The sequence below is a fragment of the Massilia oculi genome, from assembly GCF_003143515.1.
Taxonomy (GTDB): domain Bacteria; phylum Pseudomonadota; class Gammaproteobacteria; order Burkholderiales; family Burkholderiaceae_D; genus Telluria; species Telluria oculi.
The window spans coordinates 1,665,644-1,686,635 of the sequence record NZ_CP029343.1; the positions used below are offsets into that span (position 1 = coordinate 1,665,644).

Sequence of the window (20,992 nt, forward strand, 5' to 3'; positions counted from 1 at the left end):
TCCCCCATGAACAAACCCACCTTCTCCAGTCCGGCCCAGGAAATCGAGCAGCGCCGGCGCGCCGTGCGCGCCAGCCCGCGCAACGCCCAGGCCCACGCCCTGCTCGGCATGGCGCTGCAAAAGCACGGGCACTACGCCGAAGCGGTGCCGGTCCAGAAACGCGCGCTGGCGCTCGATCCCAAGCTGTTCGCCCTGCACGGCGTGATGGCGGCGGCGCAGTTCGAGCTGGGCGACTTCCAGGGGGCCGCGGACAGCTACCGCCGCGCCCTGGCGAAACAGCCGAACGACGTCGTGCTGGAACGCGGCCTGAGCGAGGCGCTGCGCCTGTCCGGCCAGCTCGCCAGCGCGGTCGACAGCGCCCAGCGCGCGGTCGACCTGGCCCCGCAGGACGTCGAATCCCTGCTGGCGCTGGCCCAGGCGCGCCACGTGGCGTCCGACTTCGCGGCCGCCGCCGACCTCTTCCGCCAGGTCACCGAACTGGCGCCCGATCACCTCGGCGCCTGGATCGACCGCGGCCAGGCCGAGCACCGCGCGCGCCGCTTCGACGACGCGCTGTGCAGCTTCGCGCGCGCGCTCGAACTCGATCCCGACAACGCCCAGGCGCTGTCGCGCCAGGGCCTGTGCCTGCGCGACCTCAGGCGCCACGACGCCGCCGAAGCCAGCCTGCGCCGCGCGCTCGAGCTGGAACCCGGCAATGCCGCGCACTGGTGCGAAGTCGGCGTCACCCTGCAGCAGATGAGCCGGGCCCTTGATGCGCGTCCCTTCTTCGAGCGCAGCCTCGAACTCGATCCCGACCGCATCGCCACGCTGTTCTCGCTGACCCACCATTACTTCGAGGCCGGACGCTGGGAAGATGCGCTGCGCCTGGTACGCCGCAATATGGCGCTGTCGCCCTCGGCCACCGCCCACAGCACCCTGCTGTTCATTCTCAGCCACGCCACCCTCGACGGCGAGGAACTGCGGCGCGAGCACTTCGCCTTCGGCGACATGTGGGAAGCCCCGCTGCGCGCGCGCTGGCAGCCGCACCCGAACGAGCGCAATCCGGCGCGCAAGGTGCGGATCGGCTTCGTCTCGGCCGACTTGCGCCACCACGCCGTCACCCGCTTCGTCGAGCCGATCTTCGGCATGCTGCGCCACAGCGACCAGCTCGAGTTCTACGTCTACAGCAACAGCACGGAAGAAGACGCGGTGACCGGGCGCCTGCGCACCTATATGCCGAACTGGCGCTCGATCGCGGGCGAGAGCGACGAGCGCGCCGAGGCGATGATCCGCGCCGACGCGATCGACATCCTGGTCGACCTGTCCGGCCACTCGGCGTCCAACCGCCTGCCGCTGTTCGCGTGCAAGCCGGCGCCGATCCAGTGCAGCTGGATCGGCTACGCCGGCAGCACCGGCCTGCAGGCCATGGATTACTACATCAGCGACCAGTTCCACCTGCCCGAGGGACGCTACGACGACCAGTTCACCGAGCAGATCGTGCGCCTGCCGCTGAGCGCGCCGTTCCTGCCGCCGAACGCGGCGCCGGACGTCAATCCGCTGCCGGCGCTCGCCAACGGCTACATCACTTTCGGCAGCTTCCACCGCGCCAGCAAGATCAGTCGTCCGACGGTCGCGCTGTGGGCCAGCCTGCTGCGCGGCGTGCCCGATTCGAAGCTGCTGCTGGGCGGCCAGTCCGGCGGCAGCGAAAAGGGCCTGCTGGCCTGGTTCGCCGAAGAAGGCATCGCGCGCGAGCGCATCCTCGTGCGTCCGCGCGTGCCGACCTACGAATACATGGCCCAGCACCACGAGGTTGACGTCTGCCTCAGCCCATTCCCGTATTCCGGATCGACCACCATCTGCTACGCGCTGTGGATGGGCATCCCGACCCTGGTCACGGTCGGCCCGACCAACCCGAGCCACTCGGCGGTGTGCTACCTGGCCCACCTCGGGCTGTCGTCCTTCCTGGCCAACGACGACACCAGCTTCGTCGCGCTGGGGAACTTCTTGCGCGAGAACACCGGCACCCTGTCGGCGCTGCGAGGCAGCATGCGCGAGCGCTTCACCAACTCGGTGGTCGGCTATCCCGGCGTGGCCGCGGCCGGCATCGAAGCCGCGCTGCGCCGCATGTGGCTGCGCTGGTGCGACGGCGAGGCACCGAGCCCCTTGCGGGTGCGCCTGTCCGACCTGGGCAACGGCGAGCAGGCAGCGACCGAGGAGGCTGGCGCATGAAGCCGATCCGCACCAGCGCCGACCTGGCGATCAACGGCGCCGCCCCGGCCTTCGACGAGCTGCTGCATGTCGGGCGCCCCAACATCGGCGACAAAGAGGCCTTCCTGGCCTACGTGGACCAGATCTTCGAGCGCCGCTGGCTCAGCAACGACGGCCCGCTGCTGCAGGAATTCGAGGCGCGCGTGGCGGCCCACCTCGGGGTGCGCCACTGCGTGGCGATGTGCAACGGCACCATCGCGCTCGAGATCGCGATCCGCGCCACCGGCATGGAGGGCGAAGTCATCGTGCCCTCGTACACCTTCGTGGCCACCGCCCATGCGCTGCAATGGCAGGGCATCACGCCGGTGTTCGCCGACATCGATCCGGCCACCCACACGCTCGACCCGGAGGCGGTGCGCAGCATGATCACGCCGCGCACCACCGGCATCATCGGCGTGCACCTGTGGGGCCGCGCCGCGCCGGTCGAGGCGCTGCAGGCGCTGGCCGACGAATATGGCCTGAAGCTGCTGTACGACTCGGCCCACGCCTTCTCGTGCAGCCATGGCGGCCGCATGATCGGCAACTTCGGCGACTGCGAGGTGCTCAGCTTCCACGCCACCAAGTTCTTCAACAGCTTCGAGGGCGGCGCGGTCGTCACCAACGACGACGAACTGGCCAGCCGCATGCGCCTGATGCGCAACTTCGGTTTCTCGGGCCTGGACCAAGTCAGCCATCCGGGCACCAACGGCAAGATGATCGAGATCGCCGCCGCCATGGGCCTGGTCAACCTGGACGCGATCGACCGCGTGATCGGCGCCAACCGCGCCAATTACGACGCCTACCGCGCGGCGCTGGCCGGCATCCCGGGCGTGAAGCTGATCGAGTACGACCCGGACGAGCGCAACAACTACCAGTACGTGATCGCCGAAGTCGCCCCGGAGTGCGCGGCCACGCGCGACGCCATCGTCGACGCCCTGCGCGCCGAGCACATCATGGCGCGGCGCTACTTCTGGCCCGGCTGCCATCGCATGGAACCCTACCGCTCGCTGTTCCCGCACGCCGGCCTGGTGCTGCCGGCCACCGAGCGGGTCGCGGCCAGCGTCATGGTGCTGCCGACCGGCGAAACGATGGACGCCGAGCGCATCGCGACCGTGGCGCAGGTGATCCGGACCGTCGTCGGCAGCGCCGACGGGCGCCGAGCCTGAACAGCTAACTGCTTGATTTGCAAGGAAACAGGGGCGCCGCGGCGCCCCCTGTCACGGGTGCCGACGGACATCGACAAAGAAAATAAAAATATTTCCATGCGGCACTTAATGCCGCTGGCAGGACGGTCGCCTTGTACTGATGAGATCGAGTAGAACGCTCGATTGACCCAGTCACCCCCACACCAGGAGTTTTAAACATGCTGAGCCTGCATACCAACGTCGCCGCCCTGTCGGCACAGAATTCGATCTCGAAGACCCAACAAAACCTGTCGACCTCGCAGACCCGCCTGTCGACCGGCTACCGCATCAACTCGGCAATGGACGACGCCGCCGGCCTGCAGATCGCTTCGCGCCTGAAAGCCCAGACCTCGGGCATGACCGTTGCAATGCGCAACACCGCAAACTCGACCTCGATGCTGCAGACCGCCGAAGGCGCGCTGGACGAAGTCTCGAACATGCTGATCCGCATGAAAGACCTGGCAACCCAGGCGGCCGACGCATCGTCGACCGACGACGACAAGACCGCCATGCAGTCGGAATACGACGCACTGGGCCTGGAACTGGCCAACGTCCTGAAGAACACCACCTTCGGCGGCAAGACCCTGCTGGTCGGCGGCACCGTCGACGGTTCGATGACCTTCCAGATCGGCGCATCGTCGAGCGAAACCATGGAAATCGACCTGTCGGGCGACATGAGCACCCTGGCATCGGACGTGTCGGCCGTCAGCGCCAACTACAGCGCCGCCACCACCGGCACCGAACTGACCTCGGCCGCCAACGCCACCATCGGTTCGCTGGAAGACGCACTGGCATCGGTCAACAAAGTCCGTTCGGGCCTGGGCGCTGCCGCCAACCGTCTGGAACACGTGTACAACAACCTGGCCAACATCAGCACCAACACCAAGGCTGCAACCGGCCAGATCATGGACGTCGACTTCGCCAGCGAAAGCGCCAACATGACCTCGAACCAGATGCTGCTGCAAGCCTCGACCGCGATGCTGAAGCAAGCCAACAGCCAGTCGTCGATGGTCATGTCGCTGCTGCAGTAATGGCCTGACACCCGGACCTCACTCCGGGTTAAGCTACAAAGGCCAGCCCTGCGGTTGGCCTTTTTTCATTCCTGACCGGGATTCACCATGGCCAGCATCACTTTTCCTCCGCTTCTTCCTCCGCCCACGACGCCGCTGCAGGTCGGCGCGGTGGCGCCCGCCGCCGCTGCCGCCCTGCTGGCCGGCGGCGCCGGCACGCCGGCGCTGCCGTTCTCGCAGCCGCTGGCCAACGCGGCCGGCGCCCCGCCGCAGGCCGCGCTTGACGCCGGCGCCGACGGCGCGGCGATGCGTCCCGACCAGGTCTTGATGGCGCGCCAGCTGGCCTACCCGGATCAGGATGCGGCCGGCCTGGCGCGCGCCTGGCGCGCACAGGTGCGCAACCACGGCAGCCAGCTGACCAGCCGCGCGCTGGCGGCCAGCGCCGGCCAGCTGTCGCCGGCGCAGTTGATGGCGGCCCAGCAAGGCCAGGTGATGCGCCAGCCGGAGCTGCTGGCCGCGCACCAGGACGCGTGGCGCTTCACCGTGCATGCCCATGGCAGCCCGGCCCAGCACCTGGAAGTCGTGGCCGAGGACGCCGACCAGCCGCCCGGCCGCCGGCGCCGCCCGCGCGCCGCGCTGCGCCTCGAGCTGCAGCTGGCCGACGGCTCGGTGGTGGTGATCCAGGTCGAGCCGCTGCCGCAAGGGGTGTCGATCGAGATCTGCGCGCCCGATGCGCGCGCGCTGACGCGCCTGCGCTGGCTGCAGCCGGAACTCGAAACGGTACTGGACAAGGCCGGGGTGAAGGTGCTGCGCTGGCAGTACCGCGACCGCCTGCCGGCCGGGGCCAGCCACGCCATGATCGCCAACGCCGAAGCGGCGGCGCAGGCGCTCACGCCGGCAGTGTTCCGGACGGTGGCCGAACTGGCGCTGCTGCTGCCGGCGCAGCCGGCGCCGGAGCCGCGCGCAGAGGTTTAACCGACGGTCCCGACGATCGACACGTCGCGGTTCTCGGGAATCTCGTTATACGACAGCACATGCAGGCCCGGCGCGAACAGGCGCGCATAGCGCGCCAGCAGCGGGCGCACCTGCGGCAGCACCAGCAGCAGCGGCGGCGTGTGCTGCTGCTTCATCTGCTCGCGCGCCACCGGCATATTGATCTGCAGCTGGGACAGCAGTTGCGGGTCGATCGGGTAGTTATCCAGCACCACCTTGCCGCCGCCGGCCTGGCGCGCCTGGTTCAGGGAACCGAGCAGCATGTTTTCCAGCTCGGCCGACAGGTTAAACGCCGGCATGTCCTTCTTCTTGCCGAACAGGGTCGAGACGATCTGGCGCCGCAGCGCGCAGCGCACCTCGGCCGCCAGCAGGATCGGATCCTTGGTCGTCTCCGAGCTGTCGAGCAGGGTGGTGGCGATCACCACGATGTCCTTGAGCGACACGCCTTCGGCCAGCAGCACGCGGAACACGCGCAGCAGCTGCGTATGGGTCAGCGCCTTGTCCAGCGCCGCCGCCAGCTTGGGCGAGAGCGCGGTCAGACGCTCCAGGATCGCAGGCACGTCCTCGTGGCGGAACAGCTCGTGCAGGTATTCGCGCACCACCTTCGAGACGTGGGTCGCGATCGCGCTCGGCACCTCGACCACCTGGTAGCCCAGGCCCAGCGCGTGCGCTTTCTGGTCCGGCTCGATCCAGGTGATGGCCATGCCGTAGGCCGGCTCGATGCCGGGGATGCCATCGAGTTCGCCGTACACGTTCGGCGACGGGATCGCCAGCAGGTGGTCGGGCATCACCTCGGCCTCGGCCACCACCGTGCCGGACAGGCTGATCGCATACTGGGTCGGGCGCAGCGCCAGGTCGTCGCGCACCGCGATCGCCGGCAGCAGCATGCCCATCTGCTCCGACAGGCTCTGGCGCACGCCCTTGACGCGCTTGTTGAGCGGCTCCCCCTGGGCGCGGTCGAGCATGCCGACCAGCTTGTAGCCCACCGCCACCGTCACCGGCTGCACCACCGGCAAGGCCTGCCAGTCGAGGTCGACCACGCGCTCTTCGCGCAGCGCGGCCTCGATCCTGGCCACCCCGGCGTTGTCGGGCGCCAGCACCCGCTGGCCGACCTTCCAGCCGGCGAAGGCCAGCACCGCCGCCGCCAGCGCGAAGAACAGCCACGGCATGCCCGGCACCACCGCCATCAGCAGCATCACGCCGGCCGCCGAGTACAGCACGCCCGGCTGGGCCAGCACCTGGTTGCCGACCTGCTGCTCGAGGTCGCCCGATTCGCCGATGCGGGTGACCAGGATCGCGGCCGCGGCCGACAGCATCAGCGCCGGGATCTGGGCCACCAGGCCATCGCCGATGGTCAGGAGCGCATAGACGCGGAAGGCGTCGCCCAGGGCCAGGTCGTACATCAGGGCGCCGATCGCGACGCCGCCCACCAGGTTGATGATCAGGATCAGGATCGAGGCGATGGCGTCGCCGCGCACGAATTTCGAGGCGCCGTCCATCGCGCCATAGAAGTCGGCTTCGGCGGCGACGTCCTTGCGCCGGGTGGTGGCCTGCTCCTGGTTGATCAGGCCGGCGTTCAGGTCGGCGTCGATCGCCATCTGCTTGCCCGGCAGCGCATCGAGCGTGAAGCGCGCCGAGACTTCCGAGATCCGCTCCGCGCCCTTGGTCACGACGATGAAGTTCACGATCATCAGGATGATGAAGATCACCAGGCCGACCACGAAGTTGCCGCCGATGACGACGTTGCCGAAGGCTTCGATCACCTGGCCGGCGGCGTGCGTGCCTTCGTGGCCGTGCAGCAGCACCACGCGCGTGGACGCGACGCTGAGCGCCAGGCGCATCAGGGTGGCGCCCAGGATCACGGTCGGGAACACCGAGAAGTCGAGCGGCCGCTTGGCCGTCACCGCGACCAGGATCACGATCAGCGACAGCACGATATTGAAGGTGAACAGCACGTCCAGCAACACCGGCGGCAGCGGCAGCATGATCATGCCCAGCAACGCGATCAGGAACACCGGGGCCGCGAACTTGTGCCGTCGCAGCTCGCCGACGAAGGCGTTGAGGGTATTCGTAAAGTTCATGCTCTTGCCTCGCTCAGGTGAGGTGGAACGTCCACCTCGTTGGGGAACCGCGGGGGCGCCTGGCGCCGGCCCGTACGGAACGCATTCAATTGCAGGACGTAGTTCAGCACCTGCGACACCGCCTGGTACAGCTGTGCCGGGATCTGCTGCTGGACCTGGCTGGTGTTGTAGATGGCGCGCGCCAGCGGCGGCAGGGTGAGGGTCTCGACATTGTTCTCCCTCGCCACCTGGCGGATGTAGAGCGCCATCTCGTCGACGCCCTTGGCCACCACGAACGGCGCCTCGGCGCGCCCGGCATCGTACTTCAGCGCCACCGCATAGTGCTCGGGGTTGACGATCACCACGTCGGCGGTCGGGACCGTGCTGCGCACGCTGCGCCGCGCCAGCTGCTGCTGCAGCTGGCGGATGCGCTGCTTCACCTCGGGCCGGCCTTCGTTGCTCTTGTGTTCATCCTTGATGTCCTGCTTGCTCATGCGCTGGTTGCGCATGAACAGGTAGTGCTGCACCGGCACGTCGATCACCGCGAACACCACGAACACCGCCACCAGCGCCATCAGCGCGTCGAAGGCCAGGCCGGCGCCCGTCGTCAGGGCGTCGACCAGCGGCATGCGCTGCAGCTCGACGTAGGCCTTCATGCTGGCGCGCGAGACCATCCACAGCACCACGCCCAGCATCACGGCCTTGGCGAGCGAGGTCAGGAAGCCGACCCAGTGCTTCTGGCTGAACAGGTTGCCCAGGTTGGTGATGGGGCTGAAGCGGCTGAACTTCGGCTGCAGGTTCTTGCCGCTGACGATGAAGCCGCCCGGTATCGCGCCGGCGGCGATGATCGCGAACGGCACCGCCAGCAGCGGCAGCACCATCTGCACCAGCAGCGCCACGGCGGCGCCGAACACGGTCGACAGGGCGTTCTCCATGGCGCCCTCGGCGCCCAGCGGCGCGAACACCAGCCGGAACAGGTGGCGCATGTCTTCCAGGTAGGTCGGCGCCATCAGCGAGAACAGCTTGAGGCTGATCAGGATGCCGACCGCGGTCGCCAGGTCGCGCGAGCGCACCACCTGCCCTTCCTGGCGCGCCTTCCTGAGCTTCTGGGCCGAGGGCTTTTCGGTCTTGTCGCCGCTGCTGTTATCCGCCACGGGCCATCCTCATCTGCTCGGTGATCATCTCGAGCACCTGGTTGGTCATCGCGACGTAGTGTTCAGGGATGAAGCGCACCAGCTGCACCAGCATCAGGAGGCCGAAGATCGTCACCAGCGCGAAACCCAGCGAGAACAGGTTCAGGCTGGGCGCGACACGGTTCAGGAAACCGAAGCCCATCTGCACCACGATGGTGGAAAACACGATCGGCAGCGCCAGCAGCATCGCGGCCGAGAACACCCAGCCGACGTTGAACGCCACCGCCTCGAGCAGCATCGGCTGGACGCCGGAACCGACCGGCCAGGCGTGGAAGCTCTGGCCCAGCACCGCCACCAGCACCAGGTGGCCGTCGATGGCGAAGAACACCAGCATCGCCACCAGCGACATCAGGCCCGAGATCACGTCCGAGACCTGGCCGTTGACGGGATCGTTCATCTGGGCCATCGAAAAGCCGATCTGGCTCGAGGCCAGGAAGCCGAGCATGGTGACCGCCGCCATCGCGAACTGCAGGGCCAGGCCCAGCACGCCGCCGATCACGGCCTGCTCGAACATCGCGACCACGCCGGCCAGCGAGAACGGGTCGGGCATGGCGCCGCCCGCGCGAGTGGTCAGGGGCAGCATCAGGAACGACAGCACCAGCGCCAGCAGCGCGCGCACCGGCATCGGGATCGCGCCGTCGCCCATCACCGGGGCGGTGACCATCATCGCCATGATGCGGCAGAACGGCCACCACAGGGCGCCGATCAGCGGCAGGAGGAAGCCGAACAGCTCGATGCCCATTCAACCCACCAGGGTCGCGGCGCGCTGGAACACCGACACGCAGTAATCCATCAACTTGGAGGTCATCCAGTGGCCGGCCAGGATCACCGCCAGCAAGGTCACCAGCAGGCGCGGCAGGAAGCTCAGGGTCTGCTCGTTGATCTGGGTCGCGGCCTGGAACAGCGCCACCACCAGGCCCATGATCAGGCCCGGGATGACCAGCACCATCACCAGCAGCATCACGATCTGCAGAGCCTCGACCACCAGGTCGACGGCGATATCGGGACTCATGTCTCGTCTCTCCCGGATTCGCTAATAGCCGTGGATGCTGCCGACCAGGGTGCTGACGGTGAGCGTCCAGCCGTCGACCAGCACGAACAGCAGCAGCTTGAACGGCAGCGAGATCACCAGCGGCGACAGCATCATCATGCCCATCGCCATCAGCACCGAGGCCACCACCAGGTCGATGATCAGGAACGGGATAAACAGCATGGCCCCGATCTGGAACGCGGTCTTCAGCTCGGACAGCACGAAGGCGGCCAGCTTGACCGGGAAGCTGTGCGCCTGCGGCTGGGCGTGCAGCGGCTCGCCCGCCAGGCGCGCGACCTGGCTGAGCGAGGCCTTGCTGGTCTGGGCCAGCATGAAGCGCGAGATCGGCCCTTCGGCGATGCGCAGCGCCTGCTCCAGGCCGATCCGGTCCTGGTCATAGGGAAGGAAGGCTTCTTTCCAGACCTGCTCGCCGACCGGACGCATCACCAGGATGGTCAGGATCAGGGCGATGCCGGTGATGATCCGGGTCGGCAGGCCCTGCTGCAGGCCAAGGGCCTGGCGCAGCAGCGACAGCACGATGACGAAGCGGGTGAAGCAGGTCATCATCATGATCATCACGGGCAGCAGCCCGAGCAGGGTCATGATGACCAGGATCTGCGACTTGACGGTCATTCCCGAGCTGGTGGCGTCGGCGCCGGGGATCACCCCGGCCAGCAGGTCCTGGTTCTGGGCCAGCGCCGGCGCCGAGGCCAGCAGGCCGTACAGCAGCAGCGCGCCAGCGGCCGCGCGCGCGCCGCGCGTCATGGCGCGAGCATGTCCAGGTTCAGGCCGTCCAGGTCGATCACCTTCAAGCCGTACTGCTCGCCCGCGACCACCACCTCGGCGCGCCCGATCGGGGTGCCGTTGACCTTGATCACCAGCGGCTCGCCGGCCAGCGAATCGAGCGGCAGCACCGACGACGGCTGGATCTCCATCAGCTCCTGCAGCGAGACCCGGGCCGACCCAACCTCGAGGGTCAGGGTCACCGGGATGCGCCGCATCATCTGCGGCAGCTGGCGTGCGCCAGCGCGGCCGGCCGTGGAGGTCGGCTGCTCGGCGGCGTCCAGATCGTCGATGATCACGTCGCCAGCCAGTTGCTCGTTGAGGTTCATGTCCATTATTCGGCGTCTTCAAATGAGGTTAAACACAGCTTGCCCTTGTGTTCGGCCACCGCGGCCGTGAACAGGCGGGAATCGTCGAGCAGCACGTCGGCGCGGCCGACCGAGACCGGGATCACGTCGCCGACCTGCAGGCCGAACAGCGTGGCCAGGGTCACTTCCTTGCTCACCAGGCGGCCTTCCAGCTTCACCTGCAGGTGTGTGGCCAGCGGCTCGCGCGCCATGCGCACGGTGCCGCGCATGCCATTGCGCTCGGCCATCAGGCCCTGCAGGACGTGGGCCATCAGGCCATGGTCGGGGCTGATCCACAGCTGTCCTTCCGGCGCCGCCAGGCTGGGGTCGTCGGTATCGCGCCGTCCATACTGGGCGCGCAGCACGGCGCGGATCACCCAGCCGGCCTTGCCGGGGGCGCCCGCCGGCACGATCGAGGCCCCGGCCTTCGCCTGCTGTGGCGCGGCTGCCACAGCAGCACCGGCCGCCAGCAGTCCTTCGGCCACCTTCTCGTCTAGCAGCGCCGCTACTTGCTGGGCCAGCGTCGCGCCCAGCCGCTCCTCGGTCGCGGTCACGCGCTCGAGGCCCGGGTCACGCTGCGGCGCAGCGTTCGGGCCCTGGGTGCGGCGCGCATAACGGCCCTCGAGCAAGCCCAGCAACAGACCGCGCTCGAACGCGACCGCGGCCAGGCCATATGGACCGTTCACGCCCAGCCAGCGCAGGCTGCGGTCGTCGGGAGCGCGCTCGAATGCGAGGCTCTCGAGGCGGAAGGCGCCCCAGTAGCGACGGCCTCCGGGCGAGACCATCGCCGCGGCCAGCGCCTCGGCCAGGCGCGCCGCAAAGGACGGCAGCAGGTGTACAGGACGTCCCAGCAGGCAGGGGTCGAGCACCTGGAAATCGCGCGCACGGTCTGGTTGATTAATCGACATGTTTGTTGACTGAAAATTACGTTTCGATGTAAGTTTTTCATTCCCCACAGCAACAATTATACAGGGAACTGACCCGCCGAGACTTTGACATTCTTCTTTGATTTCCAACTTGCCGTACGGTAATATCGTGCTGTCGCACCGCAACAACTGACCCGCCTCCCTCTGGGGACAACGGCAAAAACAGTAGCTTGACGGAAGTCAGACGGCAAAAACAAACGTTCGTTCGTTGATCGGCTTTCAAGTTTTTCTGACTAAGAGCCGTTGTAAAAAGACGAAAACGTTAAATTTTTGTCGCTCTCAAACAACAACGTTTTAAATGGGAACCACGATGGCAACTGAACTTGCCGGCCTGATCCGGGCCGACCTGGCGCAACTGACCAACGACGCGAACCGCCTGGCGATCGCCCCCGCCGCCAATTCCTTCGCAGAACTGGGCGCCCATGGAGTCCGGGCCGACGCAGGTTTCTCGTTCACCCAGGTCATGAAGCAGGCCATGGACAACGTCAACGCCCAGGACCAGGCCGCCGGCGCCCGCGTGGCCGCGGTCGAATCCGGCAAAAGCGACGACCTGGTCGGCGCCATGCTGGCGAGCCAGCAGGCCAGCCTGTCGTTCTCGATGCTGATGCAGGTTCGCAACAAGGTCATGACGGCGGTCGACGAACTGATCAAGCTCCCGGTCTGAACCATTCGAAAAGCGACATCTTGTGATCTCCTCCCTCAAGTCCGCCGTCGGCGGCAAGCTGGCCCTGCCCTCGCTGCCACCGCTGCTACGCAACAACCTGCCGCTGATGCTCGGCCTGGCCGTGGCGCTCACCGCCGCCATCATGATGTACCTGTGGCAGGACCAGTCCAGCTACAAGCCGGTGTTCGGCGCGCGCGAAAAAGTCGTCGCCGCCGACATGATGACGGTGCTCGAAGCCGAGCAGATTCCCTATCGCGTCCACCCCGAGAGCGGCCAGGTGATGGTGCCGGCGTCCGCCCTGGGCAAGGTGCGCATGCTGCTGGCCGCCAAGGGCGTTACCGCCCAGCTGCCGGCCGGCCTGGAACTGATGGACCGCTCCGACCCGCTGGGGGTGTCGCAATTCGTGCAGGACGTGCGCTTCCGGCGCGGCCTGGAAGGCGAGCTGGCGCAAAGCATCCTGACCATGGACGCCATCGCTTCGGCGCGCGTTCACCTGGCGATCGCCAAGACCAGCTCCTTCGTCACCGCCAATACCGACGGCAACTCGGCCTCGGTGATGGTCACCGTCAAGCCGGGCCGGGCGCTGTCGAACGAACAGGTGGCCGCCGTCGTCAACCTGGTCTCGGGCAGCGTGGCCGGCCTCAAGCCGCAGCGCGTGTCGCTGGTCGACCAGGCCGGCAACCTGCTGTCGGCGCGGGTCGACCTGGCCGACGGCTTCGAAGGCGCGACCCAGGGCGACGCCGCCTCCAGGCGTTATACCGACGAGGTGCGCGCCAACGTCAACGACCTGCTGGCGCCGATCCTCGGCGTCGACAACTACAAGCTGAGCGTCACCGCCGCGGTCGACAACGACCGCATCGAGGAAACGCAGGAAAAATACGGCGAAGCGCCGAAGGTCACCAGCGAAGCGATGCGCGAGGAGATGGAGAAGAACCGCATGGCGCTGGGCGTGCCGGGCACGCTGTCGAACCGTCCGCCGGCGCCTGCCACCCCGGATGCCGAAGGCGATGCGCCGCGAGAGAACAACGACGACGGCAGCGCCCGCAAGAACGCCACCACCCGCCAGTACGCCTACGACCGCGCGATCACCCAGATCAAGCGTGAGCGCGGCCGCCTGAAGAAGTTGTCGGTGGCGGTGGTGCTGAACAATGCCAGCGCCGCCAACGGCCAGGCCTGGACCCCGGCCGAGCTGGCCAATATCAAGACCATCCTGGCCGGTGGCCTGGGCATCGACGCCGCGCGCGGCGACGTGCTGGCCGTGTCGAGCCTGAAATTCCCGGCCGCACCTAGCGCCCAGGAATGGTGGCAGGAACGCGACAACGTGGTCGACATGACCACCTACGCCCTGTGGGCGCTGGGCGCCCTGCTCGCCTATTTCCTGCTGGCCCGCCCGCTGCTGCGCGCCGTCACCACGCGCCTGGCGCCGCAACAGCCGCCGCTCGTGCCGGCCGCTCCGGCCCTGCCGGGCAGCGGCGCTGCGGCTGCCGCCGACGCGTCCGCCACGGCGCCGGAAGGCAGGGCGGCCCTCGGCGCGCCGGACGGCGCGGCCACGGCCGCCCGCCCCGGCGCCGTGGTGCCGCTGCTGGAAAACTACGACCTGCCGCCGAGCGGTTCGGCGGTCGACGTCATGGTCGATCATTTGAAAGTCCTGGCCGGCAAGGAGCCCGAGCGCGTTGCCGAAGTCGTCAAACAATGGGTACAGAAAAAACATGGCCGACCAGAATAATTTCGAGGACGACGACGCCGTCGCCCTGACCTCGGTCGAACAGGCCGCGATCGTGCTGCTGTCGATCGGCGAAGAGCAGGCGGCCGCCGTGCTGCGCTGCCTCGAGCGCGACGAATTGATGGAGCTCACCCAGGTGATGTCGCGCATGAGCGGCATCAAGGTCGACGCCGTCAAATCGGCGCTCCAATCCTTCTTCGACGACTACCGCCAGCAGAGCGGCCTGCACGGCGCCTCGCGCAGCTACCTCAAGCGCTCGCTCGACCTGGCGCTGGGCAGCGACATCGCCAACAGCGTGCTCAACACGATCTATGGCGACGCGATCCGCCCGATGATGGCGCGCCTGCAGTATGCCTCGCCGCGCTGGCTGGCCGAATTCGTCTCGAGCGAGCACGTGCAGATGCAGGCCGTGTTCCTGGCCTTCCTTCCGCCGGCGCTGGCGTCCCAGATCCTGGAAGCGCTGCCGGTCGAGGGTCGTGAACTGGTCTTGCTGAACATGGCGCGCCTCGACGAGATCGACCGCGACGTGCTGCACGAACTCGAAGAGCTGGTCAATCGCTGCCTGGCCGCGCTCGATACGCAGAGCGCCAGCGTCGAGGGCGTGCGCCAGGTCGCCGACATCCTCAACCGCCTGCAGGACAACCGCGCCGGCATGGTCGAGCTGCTGCGGGCCCACGATCCCGAGGTGGTGTCGCAGATCGAGATGTCGATGTACGACTTCTTCATCCTGTCGCGCCAGACCGAACAGGTCATCACCCGCCTGCTCGACGACGTGCCGCTGGAACAGTGGGCGATCGCGCTCAAGGGCGCCGAGGCGCCGCTGCGCGACGCCATCCTGGCCGCCATGCCACGCCGCCAGGCCCAGAGCTTCGAAGACCTGATGCGCCGTTCGGGCCCGGTCCCGATGTCGCGCATCGAGCAGACCCGCCGCGAGATCATGGCCACCGTCAAGGAACTGGCCGACGCCGGCGAAATCGACATCCAGCTGTTTGCCGAGGCGACCGCCGAATGAAGCCGTTCAGGTCCTTTCACTTCCCGCCGCTGCACCAGGTCAGCAAGGCGCGTCCGGCCGGTTCGGACGGCGTCGGCTCGACCGAGGAATGGCAGAGCGCGCTGGCCGACGGCTACCGCCAGGGACAGCGCGAAGGCTACGAGGCCGGCCTCGACCAGGGCCGCGCCGAAGGCTACCCGCGCGGCGAGGCCGAGGGCCGCGAGCGCGGAATGGAAGAAGGCCGCGCCAGCGCGCTGGCCCGTTTCGACGAGCTGGCGCGCCCGGTCGACGCCATCCTGGAAAGCCTGGGACAGCTGAAGGCCGACCTGCGCGCGGCCCAGCGCAACGAAGTGGTCGAACTGGTCGGCAAGATCGCGCGCCAGGTGATCCGCGCCGAGCTGGCGCTGCAGCCGGTCCAGTTGCTGGCCCTGGTCGAAGAAGCGCTGGCGGTGATGCCGCCGTCGCGCGACGAAGTCGAAGTGTTCATGAACCCCGAGGAACTGCGCCGGGTGCAGGAACTCGATCCCAAGCGCGCCCGCGCCTGGACCCTGCTGCCCGACCCGGCCCTGGAGCCGGGCGAGTGCCGCGTGCGCTCCGGCGACAATGAAGTCGACGCCGGCTGCCAGGGCCGCCTGAAGGCGGTGATGGAGCAGGTTCACGACCAGCTCATGACGGAAGAGCCGACGCCATGATGGCCCTGGCCGATTCCTTGCGCGCCGTCGACATCGGCGCAGTGCCGGTGGCGACGCCGACCGGGCGCCTGGTCGGCGCCCAGGGGCTGCTGCTGGAGTCGAGCGGCTGCCGCCTGCACACGGGACAGCGCTGCCGCATCGAGAAAGTCGACGGCGAGTGGCTCGACGCGCAGGTGGTGGGCTTTCGCGACAAGGTGTCCTACCTGATGCCGTTCAAGAAGGCGACCGGCCTGGCCACCGGCGCGCGCGTGCTGCCCACGCCGGACAAGAGCGACCTGATGATCGGGCCTTCGTGGCTGGGACGCATGGTCAACGGCCTGGGCGAGCCGATCGACGGCCTGGGCCGCCTCGGCGGCGACCAGCCATTGTCGACCACCCCGCCGCGCGTCAATCCCCTGAAGAAGGCGCCGGTCGAGGAACCGCTCGACGTCGGCGTGCGCGCCATCAACGCCATGCTCACCATCGGCAAGGGCCAGCGCGTCGGCCTGATGGCCGGTTCCGGGGTCGGCAAGTCGGTGCTGCTGGGCCTGATCACGCGCCAGACCGTGGCCGACGTGATCGTGGTCGGCCTGATCGGCGAACGAAACCGCGAAGTGCGCGAATTCGTCGAGCGTTCGCTCGGCCCCGACGGCCTGAAACGCGCGGTGCTGGTGGTGGCGCCGGCCGACGAAAGCCCCCTGATGCGGGTGATGGCGACCGAGATGTGCCACGCGATCGCGGCCCATTTCCGCGACCGTGGCCAGAACGTGCTGCTGCTGTGCGATTCGCTGACCCGCTACGCGATGGCGCTGCGCGAAGTGGCGCTGTCGCTGGGCGAGCCGCCGGCCACGCGCGGCTACCCACCGTCGGTGTTCTCGAACATGCCGCAGCTGGTCGAATCGGCCGGGAATGGGGAACACCCGCGAGGCAGCATGAGCGCCATCTATACGGTGCTGGCCGAGGGCGACGACCAGCAGGACCCGGTGGTCGACTCGGCGCGCGCGATCCTCGACGGCCATATCGTGCTCACGCGCGAGCTGGCCGAGCGCGGCCACTATCCGGCGATCGACGTCGCCCAGTCGATCTCGCGCTGCATGGCGCAGGTGGTGCCGCAGGAACACGCGCTGGCCGCGCGCAAGCTGAAGGCCGCGATGGCGCGCCATGCGCGCGTGCGCGACCTGATCCCGCTCGGCGCCTACGTGCCGGGCGCCGATCCCGAGACCGACCGCGCGGTGCAGCTGCAGCCGCAGATCGAAGCCTTCCTGTGCCAGGGCACCCGCGAGGAAGCTCCCATGGATGGCTGTGTCGATGCCCTGAAAGCGATGATGGAATGAAGCGAGAACACACGATCCGCAGCATCGGCACCCTGGTGCAACTGCGTTCGACCCAGGTCGACCGCCTGCAGGCCGACCTGGCCAGCCAGGAAGCGACCCGGCTGCGCTACCAGAACAACCTGGAGCGGCTGACGGCGCTGGCCGAAGGCAGCGGCGCCTCCGGCAATGCGCGCGGCGCCAGCGGCGCCGGCGGCACCCCACCGCTGCTGTCGCCGGCGCTGGCCCTGAACTGCGGCGCCTACAAGCAGGGCGTGCTGGCCCTGGCCGACAGCCACCGCACCGACCTGTCGCTGCACGAAGCGAATATGGCGGTGGCCCAGGGCCGCCTGAAGGATGCCTGGGTCCGGCGCGAACTGCTGGGCAAGGTGCTGGTGCGCGAGCAGGATGCGCACGCGGCGGACAAGGAACGCGCCACCCGAAAGCGCGAGGACGATATCGCCACCCAGGCATGGATGGCCGGAAAAACGGGCGGCCAGGCCGCGGCTTGAGCCAAGCATACGAATAAACCTAGGAGCAATTCATGGCAACAGCAATCAGCGCCCCAACCTACGATCCGATTCCGACCGCGAACGACCTCGCCGACAAGTACATCGCATCGCGCCAGCAAATCCTGAACAACCAGACCAAGGCGGCGACCGCCACCGAGAAGGCCCTGACCGATCTGAACTCGGCGCTGTCCGCATTCCAGACCAGCCTGGCCTCGCTCACCGGCCTGAACAAGACCATGTATGCGCAGTCGGCGACCTTCAGCGATGCCACGCTGGGCAGCGCCACCGCGTCCAGCACCGCCGCCCCTGGCACCTATGCCTTCTTCGTCAAGCAGCTGGCGGCCGTCAGCCAGGTGTCGTACTCCGGCCTGACCGACAATGCCGGCGTCGGCGGCAAGCTGACCGTGAACATGGGCGGCGCTGCCGCCTTCGAAGTGAATATGGCGACCGCCGATGCCGACGGCAACGGCACCCTGAGCACGCGCGAACTGGCCGCGGCGATCAATGCCGCCGCCGGCAACGACGGCAAGATCACCGCGTCCGTGATCAACACCGGCGGCACCGCCGAGCTGGTCCTGACCTCGAAGGACACCGGCGCCAATACCGCGATCACGCTCGACACCAGCCTGGTCACGGGCGCTTCGAGCCTGGCCGCCGCCAACGCCGACCCGGACCGGCGCCGCGTGCTGTCGCTGGCCCAGGACGCCGAGATCCGCGTCGGTTCCGAGGACGGCACCGCGATCGTCCAGGCCAGCAATACCTTCACCGCCATCGACGGCGTCAAGATGACCTTCACCAAGGTCCAGGCCAGCGGCGCCAGCCCGTTCACCCTGACCGTCGGCCAGGACGACAAGACCACCACCGACAACGTCAAGGCCTTCATCGAAGCCTTCAACAAGCTCAGGAACGTGCTCAAGACGCTGACCAAGCCCGGCGACAAGGCCAATGAAGTCGCCGGCGGCGCCTTCGCCCACGATGGCGGGGTGCGCGCGCTGAACGACCGCCTGACCGCCCTGCTGCGTCCGGACGGCGGCGAGTCGCTGGCCAACTACGGCATCGTCGCCACCCGCAGCGGCACCCTGGAACTGGACGAGGACCGCCTGCTCGCCCAGCTGGCGCGCAATCCGGCCGGCCTCGACGCGGTGATCGGCTCGACCGCCGTGGCATCGTCGGGCGGCATCGCGGGCGCCCTCGACAAGTATGTGAAGACCTGGAGCAACGGCGTCGACGGCCAGATCAAGCTGCGCCGCGAACAGACCAGCACCCTGCAGACCAGGCTGGCCGACCGCCAGGCCAAGCTCGACGATCAGCACAAGGCCGCCTACGACCGCTACCTGAAACAGTTCACGCAGCTGCAGACCATGCAGAACCAGATGAACCATAACGTGACCTTGTTCGATGCCCTGTTCGGCAACGACAAGGACTGAAGAAAGCCCCAATATGTCCTATCAGGAAGCCTACGGCAGCTACCACGCCGTCAACCTGGACGCGCAAACCTCGCGCGCCTCGCCGGTCGAGCTGGTGCTGCTGCTCACCGACGGCCTGCTCGACGAACTGGCGCGCGCACGCGCCCACATCGTCGCGCGCCGCTACGAAGCCAAGGGCAAGAGCATCGACAAGTGCGTCGAGATCATCAACGGCCTGTCGAGCTCCCTCGACTTCGAGAGCGGCGGCGAGACCGTCGCCAACCTGGCGAACATCTACGAGTTCTGCGCCATCCGCCTGCACGGGGCCAGCATCAAGCTCGATCCGGTGATGATCGACGAAGTGGTGCAGATCCTCACCACCATCCGCCAGGGCTGGAAAGGCGTGCAGGAACGCAATGGATAGGACGCCCGCCATCGAGCGCCTGGCCGCGCGCCTGCGCGACGCCGGCACGCGCGGCGACTGGGACCTGCTCGAGCGCGCCGCGCGCGAGCTCGTCCCCCAGCTCGAGGCGCTGGCCGCGCACGGCGGCTGGAGCGCGCGCGAACGCGCGGCCCTGGCCGGCCTGCGCGCCGCCCACGATGGAGCGGCCCAGGCCAGCGCCGAGGCCGCCGCCGGCCTGCAGGAACTGCTGGACGATTTGCACGACAACCAGGAAGGCCGCATGGCCTATGCCCTCGCGGGCGAACTCGAACCGGGCAGCATCACACAATGAATTTTTCCATGAATAGCGCGATGAATGCCATGAACGCCGCCGGCAATACCGCCGCCAGGGCCGCCGCCAACGGCGCCCCGCTCGACGCGGCCCCGGCGCCCGCAGACGCGGCGGCGCCGTTGACCGCGCTGGCGCCGGGCGCCGCCGCGGCCCTGCCGCAGCCGGCCGCCCAGGTGCTGCCGTTCCAGCACTGGATCGCGGTCGACGGCGCCCTGCCGGCGCTGGACGCGACCGCACCAGGCGACGCCGCCGCGCCCGAGGCCACGCCCGACGACAGCGCGTCCGAGCGGGACGACGACGTCCTCGTCGCCGAGCAGGCCGTGGCGATCGACGCCGCGCTGGCCGCGATGACGCCGCAAGTCGCGCCGGCCGCGCTGCCGGCCATGATGATGGCGATGCCGGGCGCCAAGCCGGCCGCCAACGACGGCGCCGCAACGGTCACGGCGGCCCCCGCTGCCGCCGTGGCCGCCGTCACCGACGCGCTCGCAGCATCCGAGGCCCAGCCCGCGGTCGCGACCCGCGCCGCGCCGGAAACCCCGGTCGTGCCGCTGGCGGCAACCGCGCCGGCCGCGCCACGCACCGACGCCGCCGCCCAATCCTTGCCGCCGGCACCGGCACCGGCAGCGGTCCCGGCCGCATCGAGCGCGCCGGCCGCCGCGCTGGCCGCCGACACAGCGCGCGACGGCGCCGACAGCACCCCGACCACCGCCGCCGCCGGCGTGACCGCCCCGAGCCAGCCGGCCGCCGCGCGCGGCGCCGGCAGCGTGGTCCTGGCCGGTCCGCCGACCGCCTGGCGCCAGACCCTGCAGGAAGCGCTGGGCGAGCGGCTCCAGGTCCAGCTCGGCCGTGGCGCCGAACAAGCCACGATCCGCCTCGAGCCGCCGATGCTGGGCCGGATCGACATCTCGGTGCGCCACAGCGGCGGCAACCTCGAGGTGCACATCGCCGCCACCAATACCGAAGTGCTGCGCCAGCTGAACACGGTCAGCGACAACCTGCGCAGCGACCTGGCCGGACGCCAGTACAGCAACGTCTCGGTCAGTGTGAGCGAGACCCCGCGCGCCCAAGGCACCGCCCAGGCCGGCAACCAGCCGTCCAGCCAGCCGGGCGCCGACGCCGGGGGCCGCGGCCGCCAGGAAGAGCAGCAACAGCGCCAGCGCACGCCCGGCCTGGCCCTGAACGATGCCGGCGACGCCGGTTCCCTGTTTTCGATGAATGACCGCGACTAG

21 protein-coding genes are annotated in these 20,992 nt (G+C 68.6%); 14 read left to right on the top strand and 7 right to left on the bottom strand.

The features are described 5' to 3' along the window. The first annotated feature begins 6 nt into the window (after positions 1-6). From DIR46_RS07820 to DIR46_RS07835, 4 genes are all read left to right on the top strand, one after another. The gene (locus tag DIR46_RS07820) at positions 7-2,208 is read left to right on the top strand and encodes a tetratricopeptide repeat protein (protein WP_109344737.1); all 2,202 of its coding nucleotides are present in this window, start codon (positions 7-9) and stop codon (positions 2,206-2,208) included. Then, positions 2,205-3,392 (top strand): DegT/DnrJ/EryC1/StrS family aminotransferase, encoded by a 1,188-nt coding sequence (locus DIR46_RS07825; RefSeq protein WP_109344738.1) that lies wholly within the window; start codon positions 2,205-2,207, stop codon positions 3,390-3,392. Before DIR46_RS07820 ends, DIR46_RS07825 begins: the two co-directional genes overlap by 4 nt. A gap of 197 nt (positions 3,393-3,589) precedes the next feature. Continuing rightward, the gene (locus DIR46_RS07830) at positions 3,590-4,441 is read left to right on the top strand and encodes a flagellin N-terminal helical domain-containing protein (RefSeq protein ID WP_109344739.1); all 852 of its coding nucleotides are present in this window, start codon (positions 3,590-3,592) and stop codon (positions 4,439-4,441) included. An 87-nt stretch (positions 4,442-4,528) separates the two neighbouring features. After that, a complete protein-coding gene (locus DIR46_RS07835) occupies positions 4,529-5,395 on the top strand; it encodes a hypothetical protein (RefSeq protein WP_109344740.1) in 867 nt (288 codons plus the stop codon). On the opposite strand, the gene DIR46_RS07840 is transcribed toward DIR46_RS07835, so the two are convergent. Genes DIR46_RS07840 through DIR46_RS07870 form a run of 7 tightly spaced genes read right to left on the bottom strand, consistent with a single transcriptional unit; the run spans position 5,392 to position 11,734 of the window. Beyond that, complete coding sequence (locus DIR46_RS07840; protein WP_109344741.1) at positions 5,392-7,494, bottom strand: flagellar biosynthesis protein FlhA; 2,103 nt, start codon at positions 7,492-7,494, stop codon at positions 5,392-5,394. The two genes, DIR46_RS07835 and DIR46_RS07840, sit on opposite strands and share 4 nt — an antisense overlap. Beyond that, the gene (gene flhB, locus DIR46_RS07845) at positions 7,491-8,627 is read right to left on the bottom strand and encodes a flagellar type III secretion system protein FlhB (RefSeq protein WP_109344742.1); all 1,137 of its coding nucleotides are present in this window, start codon (positions 8,625-8,627) and stop codon (positions 7,491-7,493) included. Before flhB ends, DIR46_RS07840 begins: the two co-directional genes overlap by 4 nt. Then, positions 8,617-9,408: a flagellar biosynthetic protein FliR gene (gene fliR, locus DIR46_RS07850; RefSeq protein WP_109344743.1), complete on the bottom strand. Its 792-nt coding sequence runs from the start codon at positions 9,406-9,408 to the stop codon at positions 8,617-8,619. Before fliR ends, flhB begins: the two co-directional genes overlap by 11 nt. Beyond that, the gene (fliQ, locus tag DIR46_RS07855; protein ID WP_109344744.1) at positions 9,409-9,678 is read right to left on the bottom strand and encodes a flagellar biosynthesis protein FliQ; all 270 of its coding nucleotides are present in this window, start codon (positions 9,676-9,678) and stop codon (positions 9,409-9,411) included. 21 nt (positions 9,679-9,699) lie between these two features. Then, complete coding sequence (gene fliP, locus DIR46_RS07860; RefSeq protein ID WP_109344745.1) at positions 9,700-10,461, bottom strand: flagellar type III secretion system pore protein FliP; 762 nt, start codon at positions 10,459-10,461, stop codon at positions 9,700-9,702. Continuing rightward, the gene (locus tag DIR46_RS07865; protein WP_109347949.1) at positions 10,458-10,808 is read right to left on the bottom strand and encodes a FliM/FliN family flagellar motor switch protein; all 351 of its coding nucleotides are present in this window, start codon (positions 10,806-10,808) and stop codon (positions 10,458-10,460) included. Before DIR46_RS07865 ends, fliP begins: the two co-directional genes overlap by 4 nt. A gap of 5 nt (positions 10,809-10,813) precedes the next feature. Next, entirely contained in the window at positions 10,814-11,734 is a 921-nt protein-coding gene (locus DIR46_RS07870; protein WP_109344746.1) for a FliM/FliN family flagellar motor switch protein, read from the bottom strand. A gap of 328 nt (positions 11,735-12,062) precedes the next feature. On the opposite strand from DIR46_RS07870, the gene fliE reads away from it, so the two are divergent. Genes fliE through DIR46_RS07920 form a run of 10 tightly spaced genes read left to right on the top strand, consistent with a single transcriptional unit; the run spans position 12,063 to position 20,992 of the window. Next, the gene (gene fliE, locus DIR46_RS07875; RefSeq protein ID WP_109344747.1) at positions 12,063-12,416 is read left to right on the top strand and encodes a flagellar hook-basal body complex protein FliE; all 354 of its coding nucleotides are present in this window, start codon (positions 12,063-12,065) and stop codon (positions 12,414-12,416) included. Positions 12,417-12,438: 22 nt separating this feature from the next. Continuing rightward, positions 12,439-14,142, top strand: coding sequence for a flagellar basal-body MS-ring/collar protein FliF (fliF, locus tag DIR46_RS07880; RefSeq protein WP_205289095.1), 1,704 nt, complete (start codon positions 12,439-12,441; stop codon positions 14,140-14,142). Then, positions 14,126-15,151 carry a FliG C-terminal domain-containing protein gene (locus DIR46_RS07885; protein ID WP_109344748.1) on the top strand — a complete coding sequence of 342 codons (1,026 nt, stop codon included), beginning with the start codon at positions 14,126-14,128 and terminating at the stop codon, positions 15,149-15,151. The genes fliF and DIR46_RS07885 overlap by 17 nt, the downstream gene beginning before the upstream one ends. Then, complete coding sequence (fliH, locus tag DIR46_RS07890; protein WP_109344749.1) at positions 15,148-15,822, top strand: flagellar assembly protein FliH; 675 nt, start codon at positions 15,148-15,150, stop codon at positions 15,820-15,822. Before DIR46_RS07885 ends, fliH begins: the two co-directional genes overlap by 4 nt. Beyond that, positions 15,819-17,135, top strand: coding sequence for a flagellar protein export ATPase FliI (gene fliI, locus DIR46_RS07895; RefSeq protein WP_109344750.1), 1,317 nt, complete (start codon positions 15,819-15,821; stop codon positions 17,133-17,135). The genes fliH and fliI overlap by 4 nt, the downstream gene beginning before the upstream one ends. Beyond that, complete coding sequence (locus DIR46_RS07900; protein WP_109344751.1) at positions 17,132-17,623, top strand: flagellar export protein FliJ; 492 nt, start codon at positions 17,132-17,134, stop codon at positions 17,621-17,623. Before fliI ends, DIR46_RS07900 begins: the two co-directional genes overlap by 4 nt. Positions 17,624-17,655: 32 nt before the next feature. Next, on the top strand, positions 17,656-19,050 hold the full coding sequence (gene fliD / locus DIR46_RS07905; RefSeq protein WP_109344752.1) for a flagellar filament capping protein FliD: 1,395 nt from the start codon (positions 17,656-17,658) through the stop codon (positions 19,048-19,050). A gap of 13 nt (positions 19,051-19,063) precedes the next feature. Further along, positions 19,064-19,453: a flagellar export chaperone FliS gene (gene fliS, locus DIR46_RS07910; protein WP_109344753.1), complete on the top strand. Its 390-nt coding sequence runs from the start codon at positions 19,064-19,066 to the stop codon at positions 19,451-19,453. Next, positions 19,446-19,763, top strand: coding sequence for a hypothetical protein (locus tag DIR46_RS07915; protein ID WP_109344754.1), 318 nt, complete (start codon positions 19,446-19,448; stop codon positions 19,761-19,763). The genes fliS and DIR46_RS07915 overlap by 8 nt, the downstream gene beginning before the upstream one ends. Before the next feature lie 8 nt (positions 19,764-19,771). Next, a complete protein-coding gene (locus DIR46_RS07920; protein ID WP_109344755.1) occupies positions 19,772-20,992 on the top strand; it encodes a flagellar hook-length control protein FliK in 1,221 nt (406 codons plus the stop codon).